The sequence below is a fragment of the Lachnoanaerobaculum sanguinis genome (assembly GCF_033242365.1).
In the GTDB taxonomy this organism is placed as follows: domain Bacteria; phylum Bacillota; class Clostridia; order Lachnospirales; family Lachnospiraceae; genus Lachnoanaerobaculum; species Lachnoanaerobaculum sanguinis.
In genome coordinates this window covers 58,737-82,978 of record NZ_BTHK01000001.1, presented here as the reverse complement: position 1 = coordinate 82,978, position 24,242 = coordinate 58,737, and the positions used below count along the sequence as shown (strand labels likewise).

The window sequence follows — 24,242 nt, the reverse complement described above, 5'->3', positions numbered from 1 at the left end:
GGAGAATTTAATGAAAAAAACAGGAATTTTAATGCCGGTTTCAGCTCTCCCTTCCACAACAGGCGTGGGAGAGCTTGGATGGGCTTCCTATCAGTGGATTGATATAATGAAGGAAAATGGAGTAAAGATCTGGCAAATTTTACCTTTAAACCCTGTAGGATTTGGAAACTCTCCTTATCAACCATACTCATCATGTGCCGGTGATGAGCTTTATATCAGTCTTGACTTACTTTTTGAAGACAGATTGCTTGATAAGAAACCTGATAAATTTAGAGAAAATGCCAAAAGAGTTGATTATACAGCCGTAAGAGCTTTTAAAGAGAGTTACTTAAGAGAAGCCTTTGAAAAGTTTGTATCTAAAGAAGGACAAAAATATCCTGCATATGTAGACTTTATGTCACAGGATTGGGTATATACATATGCTGTATTTCGCGCTCTAAAGCTTGACAACAACGGCGATTGCTGGAACGATTGGAAGGCTGATTACAAAAATTGGACGGGAGATAAGAGTGTACTTCCCGAGAATGTAGAAAAAGAAGCAAGATACCAATGCTTTATTCAATATATTTTCTATACTCAGTGGATGGATGTAAAAAGATATGCCAATGATGCAGGCATTGAAGTCATGGGTGATGTGCCTTTCTATGTCGGACTTGATTCTGTAGATGTATGGTCAGGTAAGGACAATTTCTTACTTGATACTGACGGAAGACCTATATTTATTGCAGGAGTTCCACCTGATTATTTCAGTGCTACAGGACAAAGATGGGGAAATCCTATATATGATTGGGACTATTTAAAGAAAAATAAATATAAGTTCTGGGTAGACAGAATAGGATACAGCAATAAGTTATTTGATATCATCCGTATCGACCACTTCCGTGCATTTGATACCTTCTGGAAGATACCGGCTTCATGTCCTACAGCTATTGACGGAGAGTGGATTGAGGCTCCGGGATATGAAGTGATAGATACCCTAAATAAGGAGCTTCCGGGTGTAAATCTTGTGGCTGAGGATTTGGGAGAATTGCGTCCTGAGGTATTGGAACTGAAGGATCACTATCACTTAAAGGGAATGAGAATACTTCTATTCTCCATTGATACAAAAGGAAAGTATGCAAAAGATATATCAAATGATATAGAGAATGTTATTTTCTATACAGGAACTCATGATAATGATACTTTGATGCAGTGGTATGAAAGCCTGACTGTGGCTGCAAAAAGAAAGGTCAGAGAGTTTTTAAAGAAACAGGGTATAAAGGCAGGCAATATAAAGGACAGACTTTTGACCTATGTGTTAAAGAGCAAGGCAGAGTATGCCATCATACCTTTGGCGGATATCATAGGACTTGGTAAAGAAGGTCATATCAATACACCGGGAACAGTCGGCAGCCCGAACTGGGGATGGCATATGGTAGATTTTAACAAGGCCAAGGAAGAACTGGCAAGATATAAAAATTTGATAATGAACAGATAATAGAAAGTGTCAAGACTCTATGAAGTTGAAGGGTTTTGACACTTTTTTAATTAGATTATAAAATGGATGAGAGGGGAATTAGGATTCTCTGAATATTTCTGTATGGAATAAAGGCTCTCGTTTTACTGAAGAATCACTTGATAAATTTGGAGAACTTTTTTAAAGGCAAAATAAAGAGAGAAGTAGTGATGGCGTACATTATGGAATTGGGTTAGCATTTGTAAAATGTGTAGCAGAGTTACATTCAGGAAAATTAATTATTTCTAATACAGATAATGGGGCAGAAGTAATTCTTAAATTAAAAATAATACAATAACAATTTGTAAAAGCAATTTAACGAAAACCTGAAGATGAAAAATATCACTAAATTTGGTATAATTAAACATTACAAATAAGGAGGTACGACCTTTGGATAATAAAAATATATCTATCAAAAGTGATAGTGAGTATAAAAAGCTATTGTTAGAGTTAAAAGAGAAAGTAAGAAGTAGTCAACTCAAAGCTGCAATTAAGGTAAATTACGAGTTATTAGATTTGTATTGGACTTTGGGAGAATACATTGTAAAAAAACAAGAACAACATTCATGGGGAGATGCCTTTATAAAATCGCTAGCTAAAGATTTACAAAAAGAGTTTCCTGATATGAAAGGTTTTTCCGAAACAAATATTAAGTATATCAGAAGATGGTATTCATTTTATATGAAAGGTTTGCAAGGTGTAGTTGAAATAGAAAATAATGACAGCAATTCAAAAGGTCTACAGCCTGTAGCCAAATTTGATGAAAGAGTTATTAACAATATCAAACAGATACCATGGGGGCATAATCAAAGAATAATAAATAAGTGCAAAACCATTGATGAAGCCATCTATTATGTTAATAAAACCATTGATAACGGGTGGAGCAGGAATGTACTTGAACATCAAATAGAAAGTGGATTATATGTTAGAGAAGGAAAATCTATAACAAACTTTGAAAAAAGGTTACCTGCTTTACAATCAGATCTTGCAAGACAGACATTAAAAGATCCATATAATTTTGACTTTCTTACAATCCGTGAAGGATACGATGAGAGAGAATTACAAAAAGAACTGGTTGATAAAATTTCTGATTTTTTGCTTGAACTTGGTGAGGGATTTGCTTATATCGGTAAAGAGTATCACTTAAATATAAATGGAGATGATTTTTATATAGATTTGCTTTTCTACAATTTAAATCTTCATTCTTACATTGTTATAGAGCTGAAAGCAGAAAAGTTTAAGCCGGAACATCTAGGACAACTTAATTTCTATGTAACGGCTGTGAATAGAGAATTGAAAACAGATAGAGATAATGCTACTATTGGACTTCTGATTTGTAAAGATAAAAATGATATTGTTTGCGAATATTCATTAGAACAAATATCACAGCCTATAGGTATAAGCAAATACGAGATTACTAAGTTGTTTGAAGCAGAATATAGAAGCAGTTTGCCAAGTATTGAAGAAATAGAGAAAAAGGTCAAAGAAATAGACTCTGATAATTAAAAAAGAATGAAATATATATTGATTAATGACAATTAGGAAAACTCACTAATCGTCATTTTTGTGAAAGTATTGTATAAAATAACTGATAATAGGTGAGGAAAATGAACATAAGATGTTTTCATAATCCTGAAGAGGAAAACGGATATTTAAGTAATTGGTATCTTTCAGATTTTAAAGTAGATTCGATACAGTTTTCATCAATGGAACAGTATATGATGTATAAAAAGGCTATTGTTTTTAATAATACCAAAATTGCAAAGGAAATTTTAGAAACTAAAGATGTTTCAAAAATAAAAGCTCTTGGAAGGCAGGTTTCAAATTATAATGATACATATTGGAACGGAGTAAGACAGATTATTATATACAAGGGCTTGCTTGAGAAGTTTTCTCAGAATAAAGATTTAAAGAAAAGACTTCTGAATACAGGTAATGACTTACTTGCAGAATGTGCCGTACAGGATAAAATCTGGGGAATAGGTCTTTCCATGAAAGATGTAAACAGATGGGATATGGAAAAGTGGAGAGGTGAAAATCTTTTGGGATTTGCATTGATGATGGTGAGAGAAGAACTACAGATTTGAAAATAAAAATCGAAGAGAGGTGAAGTATGTATATTTTAAAATATTGGGGAGACTTTATCGGTGGTTCTGATGACAGCTTGAGTCTCGTAGAGTTTTTAGAAGGCCTGAATAAAGAAGAAATTACTCTTAAAGAAATATTTACAGGTATAGGACTTGATAGGCAGAATATGGATTTTAGGCAAACAGTCGATAATCTCAAGTTTACCAATTCGATTAGACTGGAAATATACTTTAATTATGCGATAGATATTGTTACAGATCTTGCTGCTATTTTGTTGGAATGTAAAAATAACGGACACGTAAACATTGGAGAATTATACGGCAATGAAGATGAACAAAATCGATGCATACGAGTTGTAGTAACAGAAGAAGAATATACAGCTATAAAAGTTGCGTTGGAAGACTTTGTAAAAGATCCGAAATCATATGATTTATATGAAATGATAGGTGATGATATCATAGAGATGGCGGAAATTGTAAAAGAGCTGAGAAAAGAGTTGCTGCAATATGAGATACAGTAAGTTTTGGAGATTGCTATGAGCATTAAATTTACTAAAGGCATCGATAAAGATAATATTTTACTTTTATGCAAGTGGTCAAATGAAAGAGGAGAGATATTTCAAGAGCAATGGATGGGGACAGAAGTTTCTTTTCCGCTAACTTATGAAAAAATAGAAAAATTGGAAAACAAATTTTCGATTTTTAATGGTGAAGAGTTTATCGGAATGATACAAGAAGTGCGAATACAAGAGGATAACATTCACATAGGTAGATTTGTCTTAAATCCTACAAAAACAGGAGCCGGTCTTGGAACAAAGGCTTTGAAAGAATTTATAGATTTTATCTTTAAAGATAAGAATATTCAAAGTATCTCTTTGACTGTATTTGACTTTAATAAAAGTGCAAAGAGAGTTTATGATAAGCTTGGCTTTGAAATTTATGAAGTGATTGAAATTCCAAAGTTAAAGTATATTATGAAAAAGTTCAGGTAATATAAGGAACTTATCAAAGATAAGATAGTGGCATTAACTCAAGTATTTTAAGAACACTTAGAATACGGTATGAAAATAAAGAATTTACGGAGATAAAATTGAAAGGTATAGATGTTATATACAAGAAACAGATTTTAACACTCACAAGATTTTGGGGTGATAACAGATTATGTTTATTCGCGAAAAACCCAAGCCAAATTCAAATTCCCAAAATGGAATTTGTCGGTGGATATCCTAATGAATGGTGTATTTTTATTGATAGCCTTACTGATGATGAAAAGGCTGAGATTACAGATTTAAATGGAAGACATATCAGCTTACAGGGAATAGGCATATAAATCCTGAGTTTATAAATATTATAAAACTACATACCGAAAAGGTCGGAATGAGTACCGGTTTCAGTCGCAATGATAATAAGTCTATCATCTTCAATACGATATACCGGTAGCCAATCCGGTTCTATGTGATATTCTCTAAAGTCTGACATATTACCGGAAAGTTGATGGTCTCTATATTTAGATTCAAGTGGTTATATCCGAAACAGCTTCCTTAGCAGATTTATACGGCCCATTTAAGTTTCTATGTAATCTTGCATCTTGAATTGCAGTAAAACTTTCATTATATTGCTTATTATGTGCGACCGGAAACGGTAATCCATTGTGCTCAAGTGAAGCATTTAAGAAAATTCTTATTGCTGTAGATGTATCCAAACCCAGACTTGAAAATAGTGAGTCGGCGTCTTTCTTTAGTTGATCGTCTATACGAATTTGTAGTGTTGACATATTACACCTCCAATAATTATGTAATTAGTTGTATTACAATTATAGTATAAATACAGCGTATGTGCAATGATGATAAATACAAATTATTGTTATGTTTTTTTATGCTTACATAATCTCAGCTATTTTGTCTGCAAAGAATAAGGCATATTTTATATTCCTTGCAGCTTTTTCTATACTCCATGAGTGAAGGCTATCTTTGTTTCTCGGTGCTGCAAAAAGACGTTTATTATTATAAGCTGCAATATAAATGCGAGATTCGGTGCTGTATAGAGAAAGTCCGCAGTCCGAAGTACTGTTGTTAAACAGGTCGATAACTGCAGGAGTTAAGAACATCCTTGCTGATTGTTCGTCAGTACAGTAGATGTTGTAGTGCTCGCCTTGCCATAAATCGTCTACATTAACCTTCTTTCCGCCTGACATATTACCAAGATATCCCCCTTGAGTCTTGATATTAAGGAAATGCTTTGTCGGAATAATTCGCAAATTTCCTTTTAAAGAGTGTGTATTCTTAATAGAGTAAACTTGTCCGATAAAGCCCGTAATCTCACGAAGGTTCTTTATCTCATCCTTTCCTGTTGCCAATCCTTTTGTGACAGTATATGCATATAAATCAACTATTTCAATATCTTTTTCATTGTTAAGCTTAAGTATCCCTGATTGGATATAGTATTTTGCAGCAGGGACTACCTCTTCTACATTACTTGGTGAAATATCATGTTCAGTATCAATTTTGGCCAAAGGATAAAGTGCTTGCAGTATCGGTTCAAGAATTTCACTTTCGTAAACTACGCGCAGTTTGCTTCTTTGCTTTTCTTCAAAGCCCGGACCCAATAGGCTATAAACCAGAACACTTATAATTTGTAGTGCTATAAGAAATAGAATCAGTCTTGCGATAAACTTCATAAGCTTATCTATCAAAACACTGTCCGGAAGAATGCCTTGTTCTTCCAAAAAGAAAAAGCCTATACCGACAATAATGCTTATAAATATCAGAATAATATTTCGAACAAAATAATTCGTAACATTATCTTTACAATTTACTATATTTTGTACGGATCTCCAACTACGCTGAAAGCGTGAGGTTTTCCATAGATTATTTATTTTCTGTATTTCTTCAGGGTTTAAATTCATTTCCATTAGTGTTTCCCTTCTTTTTATAAGATAATTTCATTTTCCAGCTCATATTATAACAAATAGAAGCCCAATATATAATAGAATAATGTATAATAATTATAATAAATTGCAGATTCAAGATAAGTAGACAGTAGAGTTAAAAAATTCTGCTGCTATAGATTCATTCAGGAGTAAATCATGGACAAAAATATAAATAAATTTATATATGACAGACACGCTAATATCATTTGCAGCCTTAACGGCAGCAGAGTAAAGGAACTTAAATTCCATAATAAAATGCTTACTCTAAAGGTTGATTCATTATTTCAATATGTAAACAATGAAGAAGTAGAACACGAGGGTGAAGTCTGTTTTAAAGATTGTGATTTAAGGCTTTGCAGTGTGTTGATTTTTAATAAAACCTTAGGTAAAGGTCATTTTATCGGAGATGCTGTTTCTTTAGAGGAATTTATGGATGTTCATAAAAATTGTGAGTTTGAAATTATTACAGAAGGCTACTTTGGAAATTCAACTACTTACTCAGGATGGCTTTGGAAAGAAGGGAAAAACCCCGTATCAGCTATTATGTATATTTGGAACAGTGGGGATATGGAGTATAGTGTTATTGAAGAATTATAATTATTTGATTTTAAGTATTTCAATTGTATAAAATCAGGTGTATAATAGTATAAAATCAAATTGAAAGGAAGTAAAGCTTATGAAGGCTAATTATGATATAGTTGTTATCGGTTTCGGTAAAGCGGGAAAGACTCTTGCTGCGAAGTTTAGTAAATCCGGTAAAAGTGTTGCTTTAATTGAGAAAGATAAAAATATGTATGGAGGTACCTGCATTAATGTAGGTTGTATTCCTTCAAAACGACTTATAACAGATGCATTAAAAACTCCAAAAGGAGAGTTTGAGGAAAAAGCACAGCATTATAAGGAGACAGTTGCTGAAAAGAAGAAACTTACAGCCGCTCTTAATAAGGCAAATTACGATAAGGTAGCAAGCACAGGTGTGGAGATCATTGACGGAACGGCATCATTTAAAGATAATCACCATATTATTGTTCCAACTAAAGACGGAAATGTGGAAATTGAGGCTGAGAAGTTTATTATCAATACAGGTTCTGTTACTGTAATACCGAAGATTGAAGGAGTCGACAGTAAAGGCGTATATACATCAGAGTCTATTATGAATCTTGAGGAGTTACCGAAAAGACTTACTATTGTAGGTGGTGGTTATATAGGACTTGAGTTTGCATCTATGTATGCAGATTTCGGAAGCAAGGTAACGGTAGTTCAAGACGGTGATGTATTCTTACCTAGAGAAGATGAGGATATTGCTAAGGCAATCCGTGAAGTATTGGAGGCGAAGTCTGTAGAGATAGTTACAGGCGCAAAGGTGACCAAAGCCGAAGAAGGCAAATTATATTATGAGGTTGCAGGAGAGGCAAAGACTTTGGAATCTGATGCGATTTTACTTGCTGTAGGTCGTAGACCGAATACTGACGGTCTTGGATGCGAAAATGCAGGGGTTAAGCTCACCGACAGAGGTGGCGTAGTTACTGACGAGCATTTAAAGACAAGTGCAGATAATATCTGGGCTGCAGGCGATGTTTGCGGTAAGCTTCAGTTTACATATATTTCACTTGATGACAGCAGAATCATCTGGGATGAAATAATGGGAGAGGATAAGAGAACTACTGAGAACAGAGGAGCATTCTCTTATTCTGTATTTATAAATCCTCCGTTCTCAAGAGTGGGAATGAGTGAAAAGGATGCTAAGGCTGCAGGAGTGGAATACAAAGTTTTAAGCCTCAGTGCAAATGCTATTCCGAAGGCTAAGGTCTTAAGAAAGACAGACGGACTGTTAAAAGCTTTGGTTACAGCTGACGGCACAATTTTAGGTGCAGAGCTTTTCTGTGAAGAGTCTTATGAGATGATTAACTTTATAAAGCTGGCAATGGATCATGGTATTAAAGCAAAGAACATTGCAAACTTTATATTTACACATCCTACAATGTCAGAGAGTCTAAACGACTTATTTGCAATGTAATATAATAAAACGGTATCAAGTAGACACTTTTGTTACTTGCTACCGTTTTTTATTTAAAAATCTTGATTTTAATAAAATCTTATGATAATCTTTAACAAGTACATAGATTTTATGCTTTGCATAGGAAGTCGGGTGAAAATCCCGCACAGGGACGCTACTGTAATAATTAAAAGACTCTTTTGCCACTGTTTTATAAATGGGAAGGCCGAGTCGTCTAATAATTTTTTATTAGGATTTAAGTCAGGATACATCTATGTAATATATGCTTATTTTGTATAAGTATTGAGCGGTTTTACGATCCCATAAGCCTTCATCTATAATGATTTATTGTTTTAGGACACCATTTTACTTGTTTTATGACTTTTTTATGTTTACTCGTAATTTGATTTTCTAAAAATGTAGTTAATTTATTTATATTAGCTGCTTACAAGGGATCAACAGGTTTATTTAGAGCGGAACCTGCTATCTCATGTAGGCAGCTTTTTTTGAGGAAAATTATATGGCACATCAACATGGCGGATATTTCTCAATAGATTTATACGCTTTTAAATCAAAGCTTAGAAGTATCAATCCGGAGTTTAAACTTATATCTGCTTTATTAACTCTTATTTTAACAATAATATTCAATAATATTTTTGTATCCGGATATGTACTGTTTTTAATGTTTTTTATAAGTGTAAATCTTGGAGGGATGGATTTTAAAGAATATATTTCAATACTTCTTACACCTCTAAGCTTTATTATCTTGGCGAGTATAGGAATTGCCTTGGGGATTTCATCTGAATATATGGGAGAATTCCATATAAAGATAGGTGTTTTCTATATTTATACTTCAAAGAATCAGCTGATTGAAACTGCCAAACTGATTATTAAAGTTTTAGCATGTGTAAGTGTTATGCAAGGGTTGATTCTTTCGACCATGCCATATGAAATAATTAATGCTCTAAGAAAACTTCATGTTCCGAAGCTTATAATTGAGCTTATGAATCTTATATACAGATTTATTTTTATACTTATTGAAAGCTATTCCAATATGAAAAACTCCGCAATGTCCAGGATGGGATATTATAATTTTAAGACCTCAATCTCTACATTCGGAAATATAGCAAGCAATATTTTAGTTGTATCGTTAAAAAAGGCTAATGCTTACTATACCGCAATGGAAGCCAGATGCTTTGACGGTGATTTGAATTTTCTTGAAGATAAGAAGAGCTTGAATATAAATCATATTTTTGTTGTTTTTATAAGTATTTTATTTATGTTTGTTATATGGCTTTTTACATCAGGAATCAATATTTAACAGTATATATCAGAATGGGGAATGTTATATGAATAAAGTTATCTTAAGGGCAGAAAACCTGCACTATTCATACACAAAAGAACATGAGGTTTTAAAAGGTGTTTCTTTAGATGTATATGAAGGTGAAAGACTCGCAATTCTTGGCGCCAACGGATCGGGAAAGTCTACTTTCTTTTTGAATATAAACGGTGTTTTAAAGCCTGAAAGTGGAGCACTGTATTACAGAGATAAACTTATAAATAAATCTTCGGTAAAAGAGCTTAGAAAAAATGTTGGAATTGTTTTTCAAGACGCCGATAATCAAATAATTGCCTCAACTGTAAGAGCGGAGGTAAGCTTCGGGCCTATGAATCTTGGCTTAAGCAGGGATGAGGTTGAAAAAAGAGTTAACAATTCTTTGAATTATATGGATATTTTGCATCTTATAGACAGGCCGCCACATTATTTAAGCGGTGGTGAGAAAAAAAGAGTAAGCATAGCGGATATCATAGCAATGGATTCCGAAATAATAATATTTGATGAACCGACAGCTTCACTTGATCCGCAAAATATATCTATTTTTGAAGATGTCTTGGACAAATTAAGTGTGGATGGAAAGACTTTGGTGATTTCCACTCATGATTTGGAGTTTGCTTTTCGCTGGGCTGACAGAATAGTGGTATTTTGTGAAGGCAATATAATAGCTGATTCAGACCCGGTCACAGTACTCAGTGATGAAGCGGTTTTAAGAAAGGCTAATCTTAAAAAGCCTATACTTTTGGAAGTTTTTGAATCACTTGTAGAAAACAAGGTACTGAAGTCAGGAGATAAACCTGCAAGAAATATAGATGAGTTTAAAAAGATGTTTATTCCTCAAGACTGAAGCTTGAGTTAATAAAAAATATTTTTTAGGAGGATTTCATGAAGAAACAAGAGAAAATTTTAATGACATTGGCAATAATGTTTGCGTTCAGTTTTGCACTGCCGTTTACAGCCAATGCCATGCACATTATGGAGGGGTATTTACCTGTAGGACATGTAATAGCCTGGAGTCTTATTTCACTTCCGTTTTTAATTACAGGTTATCTTTCAATTAAAAAGACAGTGGCAAAAGACAGGAAGGCAATTACACTTTTAGCAATGTCGGGTGCTTTTGTGTTTGTACTTTCATCACTTAAGATTCCGTCAGTAACAGGATCTTGTTCACATATGACGGGTACAGGGCTTGCGGCTATTTTATTCGGACCAAGTGCCGTAAGTATACTTGGTATTATAGTACTTATATTTCAGGCGCTGCTCTTGGCACATGGTGGATTTACCACACTTGGAGCAAATACTTTTTCAATGGCAATTGCCGGACCTTTTGTATCATTTATAGTTTATAAGATTTGTAAAAAATCAAAAGTAAATGACAATGTTTCTATTTTTCTTGCTGCATTTATAGGTGATTTACTTACCTATGTCGTAACGGCGTTCCAGCTTGCATTTGCATATCCTATGAAAGAAGGTGGAGTTATGGCTTCTGCAGGTAAGTTCTTGTTGGTATTTGCACCTACACAGGTACCGCTTGCGATTATAGAAGGTATGCTTACAGTTATTATAGTAATCGGACTTAAGACATATGCACAACCGGAGCTTAAGGAAATCGGATTTATTGAGGGAGGTAGTAATTAATGTCAAAGAATAAAAAAATTGTTATAAGTTTGCTTGTAATAGTTGTACTGATGGCTGTTGTACCTTTGTTTATGTTAAAGAATGCCGAGTTCGGAGGCTCTGATGATGCCGGAAGTGAAGTTGTATCGGAGATACAGGGCGGAGAATACGAGCCTTGGTTTAATCCTATTATAGAAACCGCACTGGGAAAGGAACTTCCGGGTGAGGTTGAAAGTCTGCTTTTTTGTGTTCAGACGGGTATAGGTGTAGGAATAATTGCATTCTATATGGGAAGGCTTGTGGAAAGGAAAAAACACGAAGATAAAAGCAAAGAATAATACAGATAACAGAATGTTTTGAAAAAGTTCTTGCAATTTTTTAAAAAAGTATTATTATATATACAGCAAACAACATAGTTCGTTGTGAATGATTTACATATTTAGGATAGAATGCTCAAAGTGGAGTCTTAGAGTAGTTCTATCCTTTTTCATTACGATCTATGTATATTAAAGCAATAAAGAAAGGATTTGCCCGGTTGATTAATTTAGCTGATGGCTGGTGAGAAAATGATAAGAATAGGTATTTTGGGATATGGTAACCTTGGAAGAGGAATTGAGTGTGCTATCAAACATACAAAGGACATGAAGCTTGTCGCAGTATTTACAAGAAGAGATCCTTCAAGTGTAAAGATTCTTACATCTGATGCTAAAGTTGAAAATATTGAAAATGTTTTGGATTATCAAGATAAAATTGATGTAATGATACTTTGCGGAGGAAGTGCTACAGACTTACCTAAGCAAACCCCTGAGTATGCGAAGTATTTCAATGTTGTTGACAGCTTTGATACCCATGCAAATATTCCTGAGCATTTTGAAAAGGTAGATGATGCCGCAAAGGTAAGTCATCATTTCGGACTTATATCTGCAGGATGGGATCCGGGTATGTTTTCATTAAACAGAGTTTATGCAAATGCCGTTCTTCCTACAGGGGCAGATTATACTTTCTGGGGTAAGGGTGTAAGTCAGGGACATTCAGATGCCATAAGAAGAATTGAAGGCGTTGTTGATGCAAGACAGTATACAGTTCCTGTTGAGGACGCACTTGAAGCTGTAAGAAGCGGCAGCAATCCTGAACTTACCACAAGACAGAAGCATACAAGAGAATGCTATGTGGTTGCAAAGGAAGGTGCAGATAAGGCAAAAATTGAAAATGAAATAAAGACAATGCCGAATTACTTCGCAGATTATGATACAACAGTACACTTTATTTCTATGGAAGAGATGAAGAAAAATCATTCAAAACTTCCACATGGAGGATTTGTTATAAGAACAGGTAAGACCGGTTGGGATAATGAGAACAATCATGTGATTGAATACAGTTTAAAACTTGATTCAAATCCTGAGTTCACAGCTTCTGTAATTGTTGCATATTCAAGAGCTGTATATCGTATGCATAAAGAAGGTAAAATAGGAGCTCATACAGTATTTGATGTTCCACCTGCATATCTTCTTGATATGTCTGCCGAAGAAATGAGAGCACATCTTTTATAAAGTAATAAATGATAAATTTTCCCTATAGGTTGATTATGTATCAACTTATAGGGATTTTTTATATTATTAGGCATAACTAACGGTTAAGGTTTATAACGCATATTTATGAAAAATTGTTATATATTATAAATGAGTTAGGGATTGCTAACAAAATAACATAATGATATAATAGCAAGCATTAAGAGATATGTAAAATTTTAATACATTTTTATATTTTAATTTATAAAGTTAAGCACTAATTTATAAATAAAGTTAGTACTTTTATTTTTTATACCAAAAATCGGAAAATATGTTGAAATCAATTCATAAATTGAGGAGGGAGGTGACAATATTTTCAACTGTATTCCGTTAATATAAATTATAAATTGGGGGAAAAATTGTGATTAATAAAATAAATAAAGCATATTTATTATTGCTTGCCGTTGTAATAACGGTATTTTTTGGAAACTTCAGTTCTTTTGCCGCAGTTACGGCAGGTAATTGGGAACTGATTGATGGAAATTGGAAGTTTTATGATGAAAGTCATAATGAAGTCAGAGGTTGGATCAATACCGAAAACGGTTCATATTATATAGATCCTGACAACGGTATGATGGTAACAGGATGGAAGAATATTGAAGATAAATGGTATTATTTTAATTCCGTACCTTCCAATCCTAAGTTTGGAGAAATGCTGAGAGGATGGCAGTATATTGACGGTGAATATTATTATCTTGATTCTGTTTCACCTAAAAGACTGCAAAGAAACGGCGGTAATTCCGGAGGAAGTTCTCACAGTACTAAAGGCGGTTCAAAAAGCTCCGACACTAAAAAGATAGTACCTGTACAACCTGATAAAAAGACAGAGAATGTAAATCCTGATACAGGAAAGGAAGATATTAAAGAGAATTTACCTGAAAAAAATATGGAACAGGTAACACCTGATAAGGCGGTAGAGCCTGAAACTCCTAAGAATGAAGATAATAGTAAGTCTGAAGATAAGGTTGATACTACCAAAAAGGAAAATAATGATACAGCATCAGAATCTGAAAAAAAGAATGAAAAAGAGCAGACCGGAAATGATGATACGGTAGTAATAAGACCTGATAACAGCGGCGAGCTTGTAGACGGGGAATGGTATGGAACAGCTACATGGAGCAGATATAGTATTCAGAGAGGTCCTAATGTAGTTAAAGTAACTATTAAGGACGGTAAAATAGAAAAAGTTGATTCGGTCGTTTATACTGATGACGATAAACAGGCCGGTTCTTATGAAATAAAGAGAGACCGTATTTTAAAGATGTTGGAAGGACTTAACAGTACCAAGGAGATTGCAAAGCAACTTCAAAACAGTACAGGAGAGGCCTACGATGCGGTAAGCGGTGCAACGGAAACTGCAAAAGGACATATAAGTGCTGTAGAAAATGCACTTGAAAGGTCAAGAAAGTTTAAAAAAGAGGGTAAGAAATCAGATATAGATTATATTGAGTTTGTAAAGAGACCTGATGGAGTTGCCAAGGGTAAGACTCTTGATTTAACACATACGGTATTAAGACTTCATATGTCAGGCGAGACAAAGGATATAAACTTTGACGAGTTTGTAAACTATGGAATAGTTGCAGATCCGGCAAACGGTACAGAACTTCCAAAAGAAGGTGAGTTCAGACGTGTTACATTCAGACAGAATGCGGCTCTTATTAAGCTTGAAACTGATATACAGACTGAAAAGAAGATAACCAAAAAGTATGCGAGTCATATTTTGGTTAATTATGAGTCCGGAGAAACAAAGAAAATAGAACTGAGCAATGACGAGTACCGTTATAAGATTGAGGCTGCAGGCAAAATCGTTGGTATGTCTATTTTTGACGGAGAAAATAAACTTACGGATGGTGTATATGACAGCCATATTTCACAGTGGCAGTTTAATCTGAAGAATATAAGTCATGAGGGTTATAATTTCTGGGGATTTGAGACTTATGCCGTAGTAGTTGATTCTTCCAAGGATTCTTCAGATATAGCTTCTTTTGAAATAATATCAGATAATGTAAAGAAAAACTTCTATGTAGGAGAGGTACTGAATTTAGATGAGATTGCTATAAAGGCTATAACTAAGAATGGAAATAATAAGACATTTACTACATTCGAAGTTGTAAGGGAAAATAAGTTCAGTTTCAGTCCTGACAATAAGTATATCTTTACAACTGCGGATATCGGCACAAAAAAGATAAGTGTAAGCCGTGAGATAGACGGAAAGACTGTAACAGAAAACTTTGATGTAAATGTTTCGGATCCGCATAATGATGCTCCTGCCAAGATTGAGATTTACGATAAAGATAAACTTGTAGTAGCAAAGAACATCGGTTTTGAAGAATTTACAAACAATAGTGGCTATATGAGATTTTTCAATACAGAAATACCGAAAAAATATGAGGGAAAATGGGATAAGGATACATTTACTGTAAAGGTATATAACGCATCAGGTAATCTTTTAAATATTAACGTGAAAAAAAGGTCTGCACTTTTAAATGTCGAATTACCTGATTATATGGCTCTTCATGGTAGTGGCGGCTATATTATGTTTTCTTTCAAATATGTAGATAATGAGCCAAAAACAGAAACTAAGACAGAACCTAAAACGGAACCTAAGACAGAGGCTGCAGATATCCTTTCAGAGAACACCCCTTCTGCTGTAGAGCTTTATGACGGAAGTGAACTGCTAAAAAAGGAGACTATAACAAAAGAACAGTTTGAAAACAGCAATGCACATTATATGATATACAATGTGATGATTCCAAAGAAATATGAAAACTGGACAAAGTCGACATTCACTGTAAAAGTATTGAACTCAAAGGGTGGTGAAATTGAGAATACTATTACCAAGAGTGATAATACGCTTGGCATAAATCTTACTAAATATAAGAGTCCACGTTATGGTAAAGGCTATGTGGGACTAAGGCTTAAATATAAGGACTCTGAAAAACCTGTTGCTGAAAAACCTGATGTAAAAAAGCCTGATGCTGAGAAACCGGACACAAAAAAGCCGGACTCGGAAAAAACTGATGACAAAACACCTGAAATAGTTACAAAGACCGTAACCGCAAGTGCTCCGGTAGATTTATATGATTATGATGCCAGAGTAAAAGTCGTTTACAATGTAAAAACAGGTGAAATAATAAGTGTGGAAGATGATGAAACCTATTCAGGTTCAAATCAGCCTTTCTGGAGAAAAGCTCAGAAAATATTTGAAAAACTTGTCGGAAGGACAAAAGCAAATGTTGACGGTGTGGATGCTATAAGTCATGCCACACTTTCATCGGATGCTATTAAAGAGGCTGTTAAAAAAGCTCTTTCAGAGTAGATTTTTTAGCTGCAAATAGAATTTGGCCATTGACATTGCCTGCCTGTTTTGGTATTATTTTTGGGTAGTAACGCCTATACATGAGATTTGGATACTCCAACCTTACCTTATGTATATGGTAAGATTTTTTAAAGGAGAAATAATATGATTACAAAAGAGAAAAAGACAGCTATCATGGAAGAGTATGCGAGAAAAGCAGGCGATACAGGTTCACCTGAGGTTCAGGTAGCAGTTCTTACAGCAAGAATCACTGAGTTAACAGAGCATTTAAAGGCAAATCCTAAGGATCATCACTCAAGAAGAGGTCTTTTAAAGATGGTTGGTAAGAGAAGAAACCTTTTACAGTATCTTAAGAATAAGGATCTTGAGGGTTATCGTGCACTTATAGAGAAGCTTGGACTTAGAAAATAATAAAAGTCTTTGGTGGAGAGTTTTTCTCCACCTTTTTTATAATTAATAATATGGCTTGTTGCCGAAGCTAGTGATAAGCACTAAAGCATTGTTTTAGTTTTTATCACTAGTTCATATTTTTATGTTTCAAGAAGAAATCTTCTCGAATATCGGCAAGCCAAAAGGAGATGAAATGAGTAAGGAATTTAAAAGTTATTCAATGGAACTTGCAGGTCGTACTCTCAGAGTTGATATCGGGAGAGTGGCTGCACAGGCTAACGGTGCCGCATTTATGCATTATGGTGATACAACGGTTTTATCTACAGCTACAGCATCGGATAAACCAAGAGACGGTATTGATTTCTTCCCTCTTTCGGTAGAATATGAGGAAAAGATGTATGCGGTAGGTAAAATGCCTGGAGGATTTAATAAGAGAGAAGGAAAGGCAAGTGAGAATGCTATACTTACATCAAGAGTTATAGACAGACCTATGAGACCGCTTTTCCCTAAGGATTACAGAAATGATGTTACATTAAACAATCTTGTAATGTCTGTAGATCCCGATTGTTCACCTGAGCTTACAGCTATGCTCGGTTCTGCAATAGCAACAGCTATTTCAGATATACCTTTTGACGGACCTTGTGCTACTACACAGATCGGTATGGTAGGCGGTTTCTTTGTTGTAAACCCTAATGAAGAGCAGATGGCTGTTTCCGACCTTAAGCTTACGGTAGCATCTACAAGAGATAAGGTAATAATGATTGAAGCGGGTGCAAACGAGATACCTGATGAGAAGATGATTGAGGCTATATATAAGGCCGATTCAGTAAATAAGGAGATTATTGCATTTATCGATAAGATTGTGGCGGAAGTAGGTAAGGAAAAACATTCTTACACAGCATTTGTCATTCCTGAGGAGCTTACAGCAGCTATTAAGGAAATCGTACCTCCACAGGAGATGGAAGTAGCGGTTTTCACAGATGAAAAGCAGGTCAGAGAAGAAAATATAAAGGCAATCACACAAAGACTTGAAGAAGCATTTGCAGACAAGGAAGAGTGGTTACCTTTACTTGGTGAGGCTATTTACCAGTATCAGAAGAAGACTGTAAGAAAGATGATTCTAAAGGATCAGAAGAGACCTGACGGCAGAGCTATGAATCAGATTCGTACACTTGCGGCTGAGACGGATATTATACCGAGAGTACACGGTTCAGCTATGTTTACAAGAGGACAGACTCAGATTTGTAATATAGTTACACTTGCACCTTTGGCAGAGGCACAAAAGATTGACGGACTTAATCTTTTGGAAACTACAAAGAGATATATTCACCAGTACAATTTCCCTTCATATTCTGTAGGTGAGACAAGACCTTCAAGAGGTCCGGGAAGAAGAGAAATAGGACATGGTGCATTGGCTGAGCGTGCACTTATACCTGTACTTCCTACTCCTGAGGAGTTCCCATATGCTATAAGATCCGTATCAGAGACTTTTGAGTCAAACGGTTCAACTTCTATGGCATCTACATGTTCTTCATGTATGGCGCTTATGGCTGCAGGAGTACCGATAAAGAAGATGGTGGCAGGTATATCATGCGGACTTGTAACAGGTGATTCTGATGATGACTATGTTCTTCTTACAGATATTCAGGGACTTGAAGATTTCTTCGGAGATATGGACTTTAAGGTAACAGGAACTGACGCGGGTATTACAGCTATTCAGATGGATATCAAGATTCACGGACTTACAAAGGATATTGTAAAGGGTGCCATTGCAAGATGCCATGAAGCAAGAGATTTCATTATGGATACATGTATGAAGCCGTGTATATCAGAGCCTAGAAAAGAACTCAGTCCATATGCACCTAAGATTTCACAGATTCAGATTAATCCTACAAAGATCGGTGATGTTGTAGGTAAGCAGGGTAAGACCATTAATAAGATTATTGAGGATACAGGAGTAAAAATCGACATAAGCGAAGAAGGACTTGTTTCTGTTGCAGGTACGGATCAGGCTATGATTGATAAAGCTATTGATATAATCAGAGGCATAACAATAGAAATTGAAACCGGAATGATTATGAGGGGTACGGTTGTTCGTATGCTTGAGTTCGGTGCTTTTGTAGAGCTTGCACCGGGTAAGGACGGTATGGTTCATATTTCAAAGCTTTCAGACAAGAGAGTGGAGAAAGTTGAAGATGTTGTAAAAATAGGAGATGAGGTTACTGTAAAGGTAGTTAAGGTTGATCCTATCAAGGGAAGAATCGATCTTTCTATGAAGACTTCAGACCTTGAATAAAAATATTTTTTGCAGAGAAAGGTGGGACTATGGAAGAGAATGTAAAAGAAGTATTATTTGATCTTGTATCAAGAAAACAGTTCCGACAATTAAAAGATGAGCTCTGCGAGATGAATGAGTTTGATATTGCATCTTTCTTAGAGGAGCTTGATTCCGAAAAGCAGATTATTATTTTCAGAATGCTCCCTAAGGAGCTTGCAAGTGATGTATTTGCTTGTTTAGAGGTAGAGACTCAGGAACATATAATAAACAGTATTACAGATAAAGAGCTGGCATATATTATTGAAGAATTATATGTGGATGACGCTGTAGATATGCTTGAGGAGCTTCCGGCAACCGTTGTAAAGAGAGTTTTACAAAATGCCGCTCCAAGTACAAGATTACAGATAAACGAGTTTCTTAAGTATCCTGAAAATTCCGCAGGATCTATAATGACTGCAGAGTATATAGGTTTAAAGAAGAGTATGACAGTGCAGGAGGCCTTTGCCTATATCAGAAAGCATGGTTATGATAAGGAAACCATATATACCTGCTATGTTATGGATGCGAAGCGAATGCTTGAAGGAGTTGTTACGGTTAAGGATCTTTTAATGAATGACTATGAAGTCAAAATTGAAGATATAATGGATACAAATGTTATCAAAGCCGTAACTACAGACGATAAAGAAGAGATTGCGGATTTATTCAATAAATATGATTTGTTATCTTTGCCGGTTGTCGACCATGAAAACAGACTTGTAGGTATTGTTACAATTGACGATGCTGTGGATGTTATGGAAGAAGAGGCTACAGAGGACTTTGAGAAGATGGCGGCTATGCTTCCTTCAGAAAAGCCTTATTTAAAGACCAGTGTAGTGGAGCTTGCTAAGAACAGAATTACTTGGCTATTAGTGCTTATGTTAAGCTCTATGCTTACCGGAGGAATACTTACAAAATATGAGAAAGCTTTTGAGGTAATGCCTCTGCTTGTCTCATTTGTTCCAATGCTTACAGATACAGGTGGTAATGCAGGTTCACAGTCATCTACAATGATAATCCGTGGTATGACAATAGGTGAGATTGCAAGTTCTGATATATTTAAGGTTGTTTGGAAAGAAACTAGAGTATCTTTCATAGTAGGTTTGATACTCGGCCTTGTAAACTTTATAAGACTTATTATTCAGTATCCGGGACAGCCTCTTGTAGCACTTACAGTTGTTTTGGCATTGTTTGCCACAGTATTTTTAGCTAAAGTTATAGGTGGAATACTTCCTATACTTGCAAAAAGATTGAAGCTTGACCCGGCTATTATGGCGGCTCCGCTTATTACAACAATAGTTGATGCGGTGTCTTTGGTTATTTACTTCCAGATTGCTGTAGAGCTTTTACATATCAAATAAATATGAATATTTTCTTAGGCTAAACTTGAAAAAAGTTTAGCCTTTTTTCATTCTTTATACACTTATTTATGCTAAACTATATATAAAAGATAAAAGGATTTTACTTGATGAATATATATGGTGACTATGAAAAATACCTTGAACTGATTTTAGAAACATTATCAAAAGAGGTATATAAGCTGAATGATGAGTATAAGAATAAAACCGGATACAAACTATTTGAACATTTTATTTCAAGGATAAAGACAAATGAAAGTATGATTGAAAAATGTAAGAGAAGAGAGTTTGAGCCTACAACATATAATGCTTTAAAGGAAATTAAAGATGCCATAGGTGTAAGAATAGTATGCGGATTTGTAGATGATATATATGCTCTGGTGGGCATGTTTAAGAAAATGCCAAATATAAATGTTGTTGAAGAAAAGGACTATATTCTTAATGTGAAGCCAAACGGATACCGCTCTTATCATATGATACTTGAAATTGTTACAAATTTTCCCGATTGTGAAGGGAATGAAAACGGAAAGTATTATATAGAGGTTCAGTTAAGAACTATAGCTATGGATTCATGGGCATCACTTGAGCATCAAATGAAGTATAAGAAAAATATAAGAAATCATGAAAGAATCACAAAGGAGCTTAAAAGATGCGCGGATGAGTTGGCATCCTGTGATTTGAATATGCAAACCATAAAGAATTTGATTGAGGAGTCGGACAATAATGAGAATATTATTAGCTGAAGATGAAATAGCACTTTCAAGAGCATATGCCACAGCACTGGAAATGCAGGGCTATGAAGTGAAACAGGCATTTGACGGAGAAAGAGCACTTGAACTTGCAAATAGTGAAATATTTGATATGATGATTTTAGATATAATGATGCCGAAAAGATCCGGCCTTGAGGTTTTAAAAGAACTCAGATCATCAGGTAATACAACATATGTTATTATGCTTACAGCCATGAGTGAGGTTGACGATAAGATATCGGGACTTGATATGGGTGCTGATGAATATCTTACAAAGCCTATCTTGCTAAAAGAACTTGTAGCCAGGATTCGTTCTTTGGAAAGAAGAATTGATACAAGTTTTAATGAAAACGTACTTACATTCGGAAGTGTTAAGTTAAATGTTGCAGAGCAGGAGCTTTCAGCAAAGAATTCTATTATTCTGGCCGGTAAGGAAACCAAACTTATGGAAGTACTTATGAAAAATAAGAACAAAAAGTTGTCAACCGAGTATATATATAATCATGTATGGTCAAAAGACGATGAATGTGATGCCGGTTATGTATGGATTTATATATCATATTTAAAGCAAAAGCTGAAAGCAATCAATGCCAATATAGAAATAACGGGAGAAGAAAATCGTGAGTTTGAATTAGTTGAGGTGTGATTTGTTTAGGAGACTTCGTATACAATTTATTATAGTTGCTACAGTTGCAGTTGTTGTAATGCTTATTTCAATAATAGGTATTTTGAATGCATCAAAATATGCAACAAGTGAAAACAGAATAAATAAAATATTGGATTTATTATCTGATAATAACGGAGTCCTCCCGGATGAAGATATTGTGGAGAAAATTCTCGGCAGAAAAACAAACTCGGATATTATAATTCAATACAGATATTTCAGTGCACAGGTGGACAGCAGTAATAAGGTAATTACTATGAACACCGAGCATATTGCAAATTTATCCGATACCGATGTTGTCTTTTATGTAAAGAAAATTCTTTCCGGAGGCAAAACGTATGGAAGTTTTACTACAACAGAAGGACAAAAGTTTGCATATAAATTTAATATTAATGAAAAAGATAACAGCAAGCTTATCGTGGTTTTGGATACTACAAGGTATTCGGAAGACAGAGCGGATTTGATAGAGACATCGGTTTTTATTTTCTTTTCAAATCTTGTCTTCTTTATAATAATATTTGTTATATTCTCGGGTAAGGTAATGATGCCTTTTATGGAAAACTATAGAAATCAAAGGGCTTTTATTACAAATGCAAGTCACGAGCTGAAAACACCCATAGCTATTATATCGGCAAATAATGAGCTTTGTGAAATGCTATACGGTGAAAATGAATGGACGCAAAGCAGTAAAGAACAGATACAGCGTCTGACTGAACTTATCAATAGACTTGTAGTACTTGCAAGATTTGAGGAGCAGGCAAATGTGACCGCTTTAAATATAGATTTTTCAAATATTGTTGAAAAGTCTTCAAAGTCTTTTAAATCTATTGCAATAAAGGGAGGAAAAAACTTTGAATCGGATATACAAAAAGATATATTTATATCCGGAGATGAAGGTGCATTGTATGAACTTATAAATATACTTATAGATAATGCAAATAAGTACTGTGATGAAGGTGGCACTATAGGCGTTAGGTTGTCACAGCATGGTATTACATTTAAAAAGGCGAAACTTGTTATATATAATACCTATAAAGAAGGAAAAAATATAGATTATTCGAAGTTTTTTGAAAGATTTTACAGAGAAGATCAGTCACATAACAGCAGTATTTCGGGTTATGGGGTAGGACTCTCCATTGCAAGAAATATTATAAACAGGCACAAGGGTAAAATACATGTCACATATAAGAATGATATTATTTATTTTAATGTATATTTTAATATGGTAACGAATACAGAATAAAATTTACTAATCATTTAAAGAGTATATTGTTTAGACTTTTGAATTGATTTTATAAAATGTATATAATATAATACAGCTTTATGATTTATTTTCAAACAGGAGGTTTTTATGAATCCGTTTTTGTTGGTAGCTGTAAAGCTTTTAATAGGCTTTTTTGCATTGGTAATAATAATAAACATATCAGGTAAGGGTAACTTGGCACCTTCATCAGCAAGTGACCAGATTGTAAATTATGTGCTTGGTGGCATTATCGGTGGTGTTATATATAACAGCAGTGTACGTATACTTGATTTTATTGCAATATTATGTATATGGTGCATTCTGGTGCTGGGCTTAAAATGGATAAAGACACATAATGTAAAGGCTAAACAGTTAATAGACGGTAAGGCCTTAACAATAATAGATGGCGGAAAAATAATTGTTGAAAATTGTAAAAAGGCAGGCTTATCCGCTCATGATGTTTCTTTTAAATTGCGTACAAACGGAATTTATTCAACAAAGGATGTAAAGAGGGCCGTACTTGAGCAAAACGGACAATTGATTTTAATTCAGTCAGGTGAGGAAAACCCTAAGTTCCCTGTTATTACAGACGGTCAGGTACAATCTGATATACTCGAGGTAATAGGTAAGGACGAGGATTGGCTTCTTGAAGAACTGAAAAAGCAAGGTATAGAAAAATACAGTGATGTATTTTTAGGAGAATATGTTAATAATTCTCTAATACTTACAATTGACAAATAAAAGCATTTTTTATAGGGCTCGGAATTATTATTTTACCGGTTATATTGTCAATACCGGTATTACTTTTAGGCACAATGCTTGGAGGTGAAGGTGAAATATCACCTGTACTTACTCAGGTATTTGCAATTATTCCGATATATTTTTATAACGGAGAAAAGGGAAGAGGAGATAAAAATTTCTTTTATATATTCTATCCTGTACATATTTATATATTGTATATAGTAGCAAGCTTATTACATTAGGAAACTGCTTATAAAAGTACAGCCGGAAAACGGATGAAATGATATAAAATATTTTAATAAAAAGTAAAAAGTCGCTTGACAAATGTTTTTTTATTTGGTATCCTAGGCAAGGTAAAACGACCGTAGACAGTAGGTGCTTATGGCTTAAAGTAATGCCTACCGAGGAAGTGACTAAGTACGTTGATGTATTCTCA

The 24,242-nt window shown here is 34.6% G+C and carries 24 protein-coding genes, 1 pseudogene, 1 riboswitch and 1 other annotated feature (1 of these 27 only partly in view); of the genes and pseudogenes, 22 read left to right on the top strand and 3 right to left on the bottom strand.

Features of this window, described 5'->3' with window-relative positions:
- Positions 1 to 10 precede the first annotated feature (10 nt).
- The 6 genes from malQ to SBH76_RS13715 all read left to right on the top strand — a co-directional run bounded on the left by malQ (position 11) and on the right by SBH76_RS13715 (position 4,912).
- On the top strand, positions 11 to 1,477 hold the full coding sequence (malQ, locus tag SBH76_RS00390; RefSeq protein ID WP_317976381.1) for a 4-alpha-glucanotransferase: 1,467 nt from the start codon (positions 11 to 13) through the stop codon (positions 1,475 to 1,477).
- Between the two features lie 408 nt (positions 1,478 to 1,885).
- Positions 1,886 to 3,001, top strand: coding sequence for a PDDEXK nuclease domain-containing protein (locus SBH76_RS00385; RefSeq protein WP_317976380.1), 1,116 nt, complete (start codon positions 1,886 to 1,888; stop codon positions 2,999 to 3,001).
- Positions 3,002 to 3,102: 101 nt separating this feature from the next.
- Positions 3,103 to 3,582, top strand: a complete 480-nt coding sequence (gene ybiA / locus SBH76_RS00380; protein WP_317976379.1) for a riboflavin biosynthesis intermediates N-glycosidase — start codon at positions 3,103 to 3,105, stop codon at positions 3,580 to 3,582.
- A gap of 26 nt (positions 3,583 to 3,608) precedes the next feature.
- The gene (locus SBH76_RS00375; protein ID WP_317976378.1) at positions 3,609 to 4,103 is read left to right on the top strand and encodes an imm68 putative immunity domain-containing protein; all 495 of its coding nucleotides are present in this window, start codon (positions 3,609 to 3,611) and stop codon (positions 4,101 to 4,103) included.
- Between the two features lie 15 nt (positions 4,104 to 4,118).
- Entirely contained in the window at positions 4,119 to 4,574 is a 456-nt protein-coding gene (locus SBH76_RS00370; RefSeq protein ID WP_317976495.1) for a GNAT family N-acetyltransferase, read from the top strand.
- 212 nt (positions 4,575 to 4,786) lie between these two features.
- Positions 4,787 to 4,912 carry a hypothetical protein gene (locus SBH76_RS13715; RefSeq protein ID WP_331619616.1) on the top strand — a complete coding sequence of 42 codons (126 nt, stop codon included), beginning with the start codon at positions 4,787 to 4,789 and terminating at the stop codon, positions 4,910 to 4,912.
- A 26-nt stretch (positions 4,913 to 4,938) separates the two neighbouring features.
- Here the strand turns inward: SBH76_RS13715 and SBH76_RS00360 are convergent.
- The 3 genes and pseudogenes from SBH76_RS00360 to SBH76_RS00350 all read right to left on the bottom strand — a co-directional run.
- A pseudogene (locus tag SBH76_RS00360) lies at positions 4,939 to 5,103 on the bottom strand (type II toxin-antitoxin system YafQ family toxin); the annotation flags it as partial.
- The gene (locus SBH76_RS00355) at positions 5,096 to 5,356 is read right to left on the bottom strand and encodes a type II toxin-antitoxin system RelB/DinJ family antitoxin (protein WP_317976376.1); all 261 of its coding nucleotides are present in this window, start codon (positions 5,354 to 5,356) and stop codon (positions 5,096 to 5,098) included. The pseudogene SBH76_RS00360 and the gene SBH76_RS00355, both read right to left, overlap by 8 nt.
- Before the next feature lie 105 nt (positions 5,357 to 5,461).
- Complete coding sequence (locus SBH76_RS00350) at positions 5,462 to 6,493, bottom strand: DUF3137 domain-containing protein (protein WP_317976375.1); 1,032 nt, start codon at positions 6,491 to 6,493, stop codon at positions 5,462 to 5,464.
- 174 nt (positions 6,494 to 6,667) lie between these two features.
- On the opposite strand from SBH76_RS00350, the gene SBH76_RS00345 reads away from it, so the two are divergent.
- From SBH76_RS00345 to SBH76_RS00270, 16 genes are all read left to right on the top strand, one after another.
- Complete coding sequence (locus SBH76_RS00345; protein WP_317976374.1) at positions 6,668 to 7,108, top strand: hypothetical protein; 441 nt, start codon at positions 6,668 to 6,670, stop codon at positions 7,106 to 7,108.
- A 79-nt stretch (positions 7,109 to 7,187) separates the two neighbouring features.
- A complete protein-coding gene (locus SBH76_RS00340) occupies positions 7,188 to 8,528 on the top strand; it encodes an FAD-dependent oxidoreductase (RefSeq protein WP_317976373.1) in 1,341 nt (446 codons plus the stop codon).
- Positions 8,529 to 8,614: 86 nt separating this feature from the next.
- Positions 8,615 to 8,798, top strand: a riboswitch (cobalamin riboswitch).
- 229 nt (positions 8,799 to 9,027) lie between these two features.
- Positions 9,028 to 9,828 carry a cobalt ECF transporter T component CbiQ gene (cbiQ, locus tag SBH76_RS00335; protein ID WP_317976372.1) on the top strand — a complete coding sequence of 267 codons (801 nt, stop codon included), beginning with the start codon at positions 9,028 to 9,030 and terminating at the stop codon, positions 9,826 to 9,828.
- 28 nt (positions 9,829 to 9,856) lie between these two features.
- Entirely contained in the window at positions 9,857 to 10,690 is an 834-nt protein-coding gene (locus tag SBH76_RS00330; RefSeq protein WP_317976371.1) for an energy-coupling factor ABC transporter ATP-binding protein, read from the top strand.
- Between the two features lie 38 nt (positions 10,691 to 10,728).
- A complete protein-coding gene (locus SBH76_RS00325; protein WP_317976370.1) occupies positions 10,729 to 11,481 on the top strand; it encodes an energy-coupling factor ABC transporter permease in 753 nt (250 codons plus the stop codon).
- A complete protein-coding gene (locus tag SBH76_RS00320) occupies positions 11,481 to 11,798 on the top strand; it encodes an energy-coupling factor ABC transporter substrate-binding protein (RefSeq protein ID WP_007592086.1) in 318 nt (105 codons plus the stop codon). The genes SBH76_RS00325 and SBH76_RS00320 overlap by 1 nt, the downstream gene beginning before the upstream one ends.
- A gap of 228 nt (positions 11,799 to 12,026) precedes the next feature.
- Positions 12,027 to 13,010: a diaminopimelate dehydrogenase gene (locus tag SBH76_RS00315; protein ID WP_317976494.1), complete on the top strand. Its 984-nt coding sequence runs from the start codon at positions 12,027 to 12,029 to the stop codon at positions 13,008 to 13,010.
- A 379-nt stretch (positions 13,011 to 13,389) separates the two neighbouring features.
- Complete coding sequence (locus SBH76_RS00310; RefSeq protein ID WP_317976369.1) at positions 13,390 to 16,347, top strand: FMN-binding protein; 2,958 nt, start codon at positions 13,390 to 13,392, stop codon at positions 16,345 to 16,347.
- Between the two features lie 144 nt (positions 16,348 to 16,491).
- Complete coding sequence (rpsO, locus tag SBH76_RS00305; protein ID WP_007592075.1) at positions 16,492 to 16,758, top strand: 30S ribosomal protein S15; 267 nt, start codon at positions 16,492 to 16,494, stop codon at positions 16,756 to 16,758.
- Positions 16,759 to 16,930: 172 nt separating this feature from the next.
- On the top strand, positions 16,931 to 19,033 hold the full coding sequence (locus tag SBH76_RS00300; RefSeq protein ID WP_315035585.1) for a polyribonucleotide nucleotidyltransferase: 2,103 nt from the start codon (positions 16,931 to 16,933) through the stop codon (positions 19,031 to 19,033).
- Positions 19,034 to 19,062: 29 nt separating this feature from the next.
- Positions 19,063 to 20,412, top strand: a complete 1,350-nt coding sequence (gene mgtE, locus SBH76_RS00295; RefSeq protein WP_317976368.1) for a magnesium transporter — start codon at positions 19,063 to 19,065, stop codon at positions 20,410 to 20,412.
- 107 nt (positions 20,413 to 20,519) lie between these two features.
- Positions 20,520 to 21,152: a GTP pyrophosphokinase gene (locus tag SBH76_RS00290; RefSeq protein ID WP_007592068.1), complete on the top strand. Its 633-nt coding sequence runs from the start codon at positions 20,520 to 20,522 to the stop codon at positions 21,150 to 21,152.
- Positions 21,133 to 21,804, top strand: coding sequence for a response regulator transcription factor (locus SBH76_RS00285; RefSeq protein ID WP_007592066.1), 672 nt, complete (start codon positions 21,133 to 21,135; stop codon positions 21,802 to 21,804). The genes SBH76_RS00290 and SBH76_RS00285 overlap by 20 nt, the downstream gene beginning before the upstream one ends.
- Position 21,805: 1 nt before the next feature.
- Positions 21,806 to 23,065, top strand: a complete 1,260-nt coding sequence (locus tag SBH76_RS00280; RefSeq protein WP_317976367.1) for a sensor histidine kinase — start codon at positions 21,806 to 21,808, stop codon at positions 23,063 to 23,065.
- 108 nt (positions 23,066 to 23,173) lie between these two features.
- A complete protein-coding gene (locus SBH76_RS00275; protein ID WP_007592062.1) occupies positions 23,174 to 23,806 on the top strand; it encodes a DUF421 domain-containing protein in 633 nt (210 codons plus the stop codon).
- A 44-nt stretch (positions 23,807 to 23,850) separates the two neighbouring features.
- Positions 23,851 to 24,048: a TraX family protein gene (locus SBH76_RS00270; protein ID WP_331678054.1), complete on the top strand. Its 198-nt coding sequence runs from the start codon at positions 23,851 to 23,853 to the stop codon at positions 24,046 to 24,048.
- A gap of 102 nt (positions 24,049 to 24,150) precedes the next feature.
- Positions 24,151 to 24,242 (top strand) — a sequence feature (ribosomal protein L10 leader region) (it continues 39 nt past the right edge of the window).

What these genes read in the sequence shown, in the direction of transcription:
- SBH76_RS00350 (WP_317976375.1), bottom strand. Translation starts at nt 6,493, where the DNA reads ATGGAAATGAATTTAAACCCTGAAGAAATACAGAAAATAAATAATCTA.
- cbiQ (WP_317976372.1), top strand. Translation starts at nt 9,028, where the DNA reads ATGGCACATCAACATGGCGGATATTTCTCAATAGATTTATACGCTTTT.
- ybiA (WP_317976379.1), top strand. Translation starts at nt 3,103, where the DNA reads ATGAACATAAGATGTTTTCATAATCCTGAAGAGGAAAACGGATATTTA.
- SBH76_RS00375 (WP_317976378.1), top strand. Translation starts at nt 3,609, where the DNA reads ATGTATATTTTAAAATATTGGGGAGACTTTATCGGTGGTTCTGATGAC.
- SBH76_RS00370 (WP_317976495.1), top strand. Translation starts at nt 4,119, where the DNA reads ATGAGCATTAAATTTACTAAAGGCATCGATAAAGATAATATTTTACTT.
- SBH76_RS00275 (WP_007592062.1), top strand. Translation starts at nt 23,174, where the DNA reads ATGAATCCGTTTTTGTTGGTAGCTGTAAAGCTTTTAATAGGCTTTTTT.
- SBH76_RS00345 (WP_317976374.1), top strand. Translation starts at nt 6,668, where the DNA reads ATGGACAAAAATATAAATAAATTTATATATGACAGACACGCTAATATC.
- SBH76_RS00285 (WP_007592066.1), top strand. Translation starts at nt 21,133, where the DNA reads ATGAGAATATTATTAGCTGAAGATGAAATAGCACTTTCAAGAGCATAT.
- SBH76_RS00320 (WP_007592086.1), top strand. Translation starts at nt 11,481, where the DNA reads ATGTCAAAGAATAAAAAAATTGTTATAAGTTTGCTTGTAATAGTTGTA.
- SBH76_RS00290 (WP_007592068.1), top strand. Translation starts at nt 20,520, where the DNA reads ATGAATATATATGGTGACTATGAAAAATACCTTGAACTGATTTTAGAA.
- SBH76_RS00315 (WP_317976494.1), top strand. Translation starts at nt 12,027, where the DNA reads ATGATAAGAATAGGTATTTTGGGATATGGTAACCTTGGAAGAGGAATT.
- SBH76_RS00325 (WP_317976370.1), top strand. Translation starts at nt 10,729, where the DNA reads ATGAAGAAACAAGAGAAAATTTTAATGACATTGGCAATAATGTTTGCG.
- mgtE (WP_317976368.1), top strand. Translation starts at nt 19,063, where the DNA reads ATGGAAGAGAATGTAAAAGAAGTATTATTTGATCTTGTATCAAGAAAA.
- rpsO (WP_007592075.1), top strand. Translation starts at nt 16,492, where the DNA reads ATGATTACAAAAGAGAAAAAGACAGCTATCATGGAAGAGTATGCGAGA.
- SBH76_RS00330 (WP_317976371.1), top strand. Translation starts at nt 9,857, where the DNA reads ATGAATAAAGTTATCTTAAGGGCAGAAAACCTGCACTATTCATACACA.
- SBH76_RS00355 (WP_317976376.1), bottom strand. Translation starts at nt 5,356, where the DNA reads ATGTCAACACTACAAATTCGTATAGACGATCAACTAAAGAAAGACGCC.
- SBH76_RS00300 (WP_315035585.1), top strand. Translation starts at nt 16,931, where the DNA reads ATGAGTAAGGAATTTAAAAGTTATTCAATGGAACTTGCAGGTCGTACT.
- malQ (WP_317976381.1), top strand. Translation starts at nt 11, where the DNA reads ATGAAAAAAACAGGAATTTTAATGCCGGTTTCAGCTCTCCCTTCCACA.
- SBH76_RS13715 (WP_331619616.1), top strand. Translation starts at nt 4,787, where the DNA reads ATGGAATTTGTCGGTGGATATCCTAATGAATGGTGTATTTTTATTGAT.
- SBH76_RS00340 (WP_317976373.1), top strand. Translation starts at nt 7,188, where the DNA reads ATGAAGGCTAATTATGATATAGTTGTTATCGGTTTCGGTAAAGCGGGA.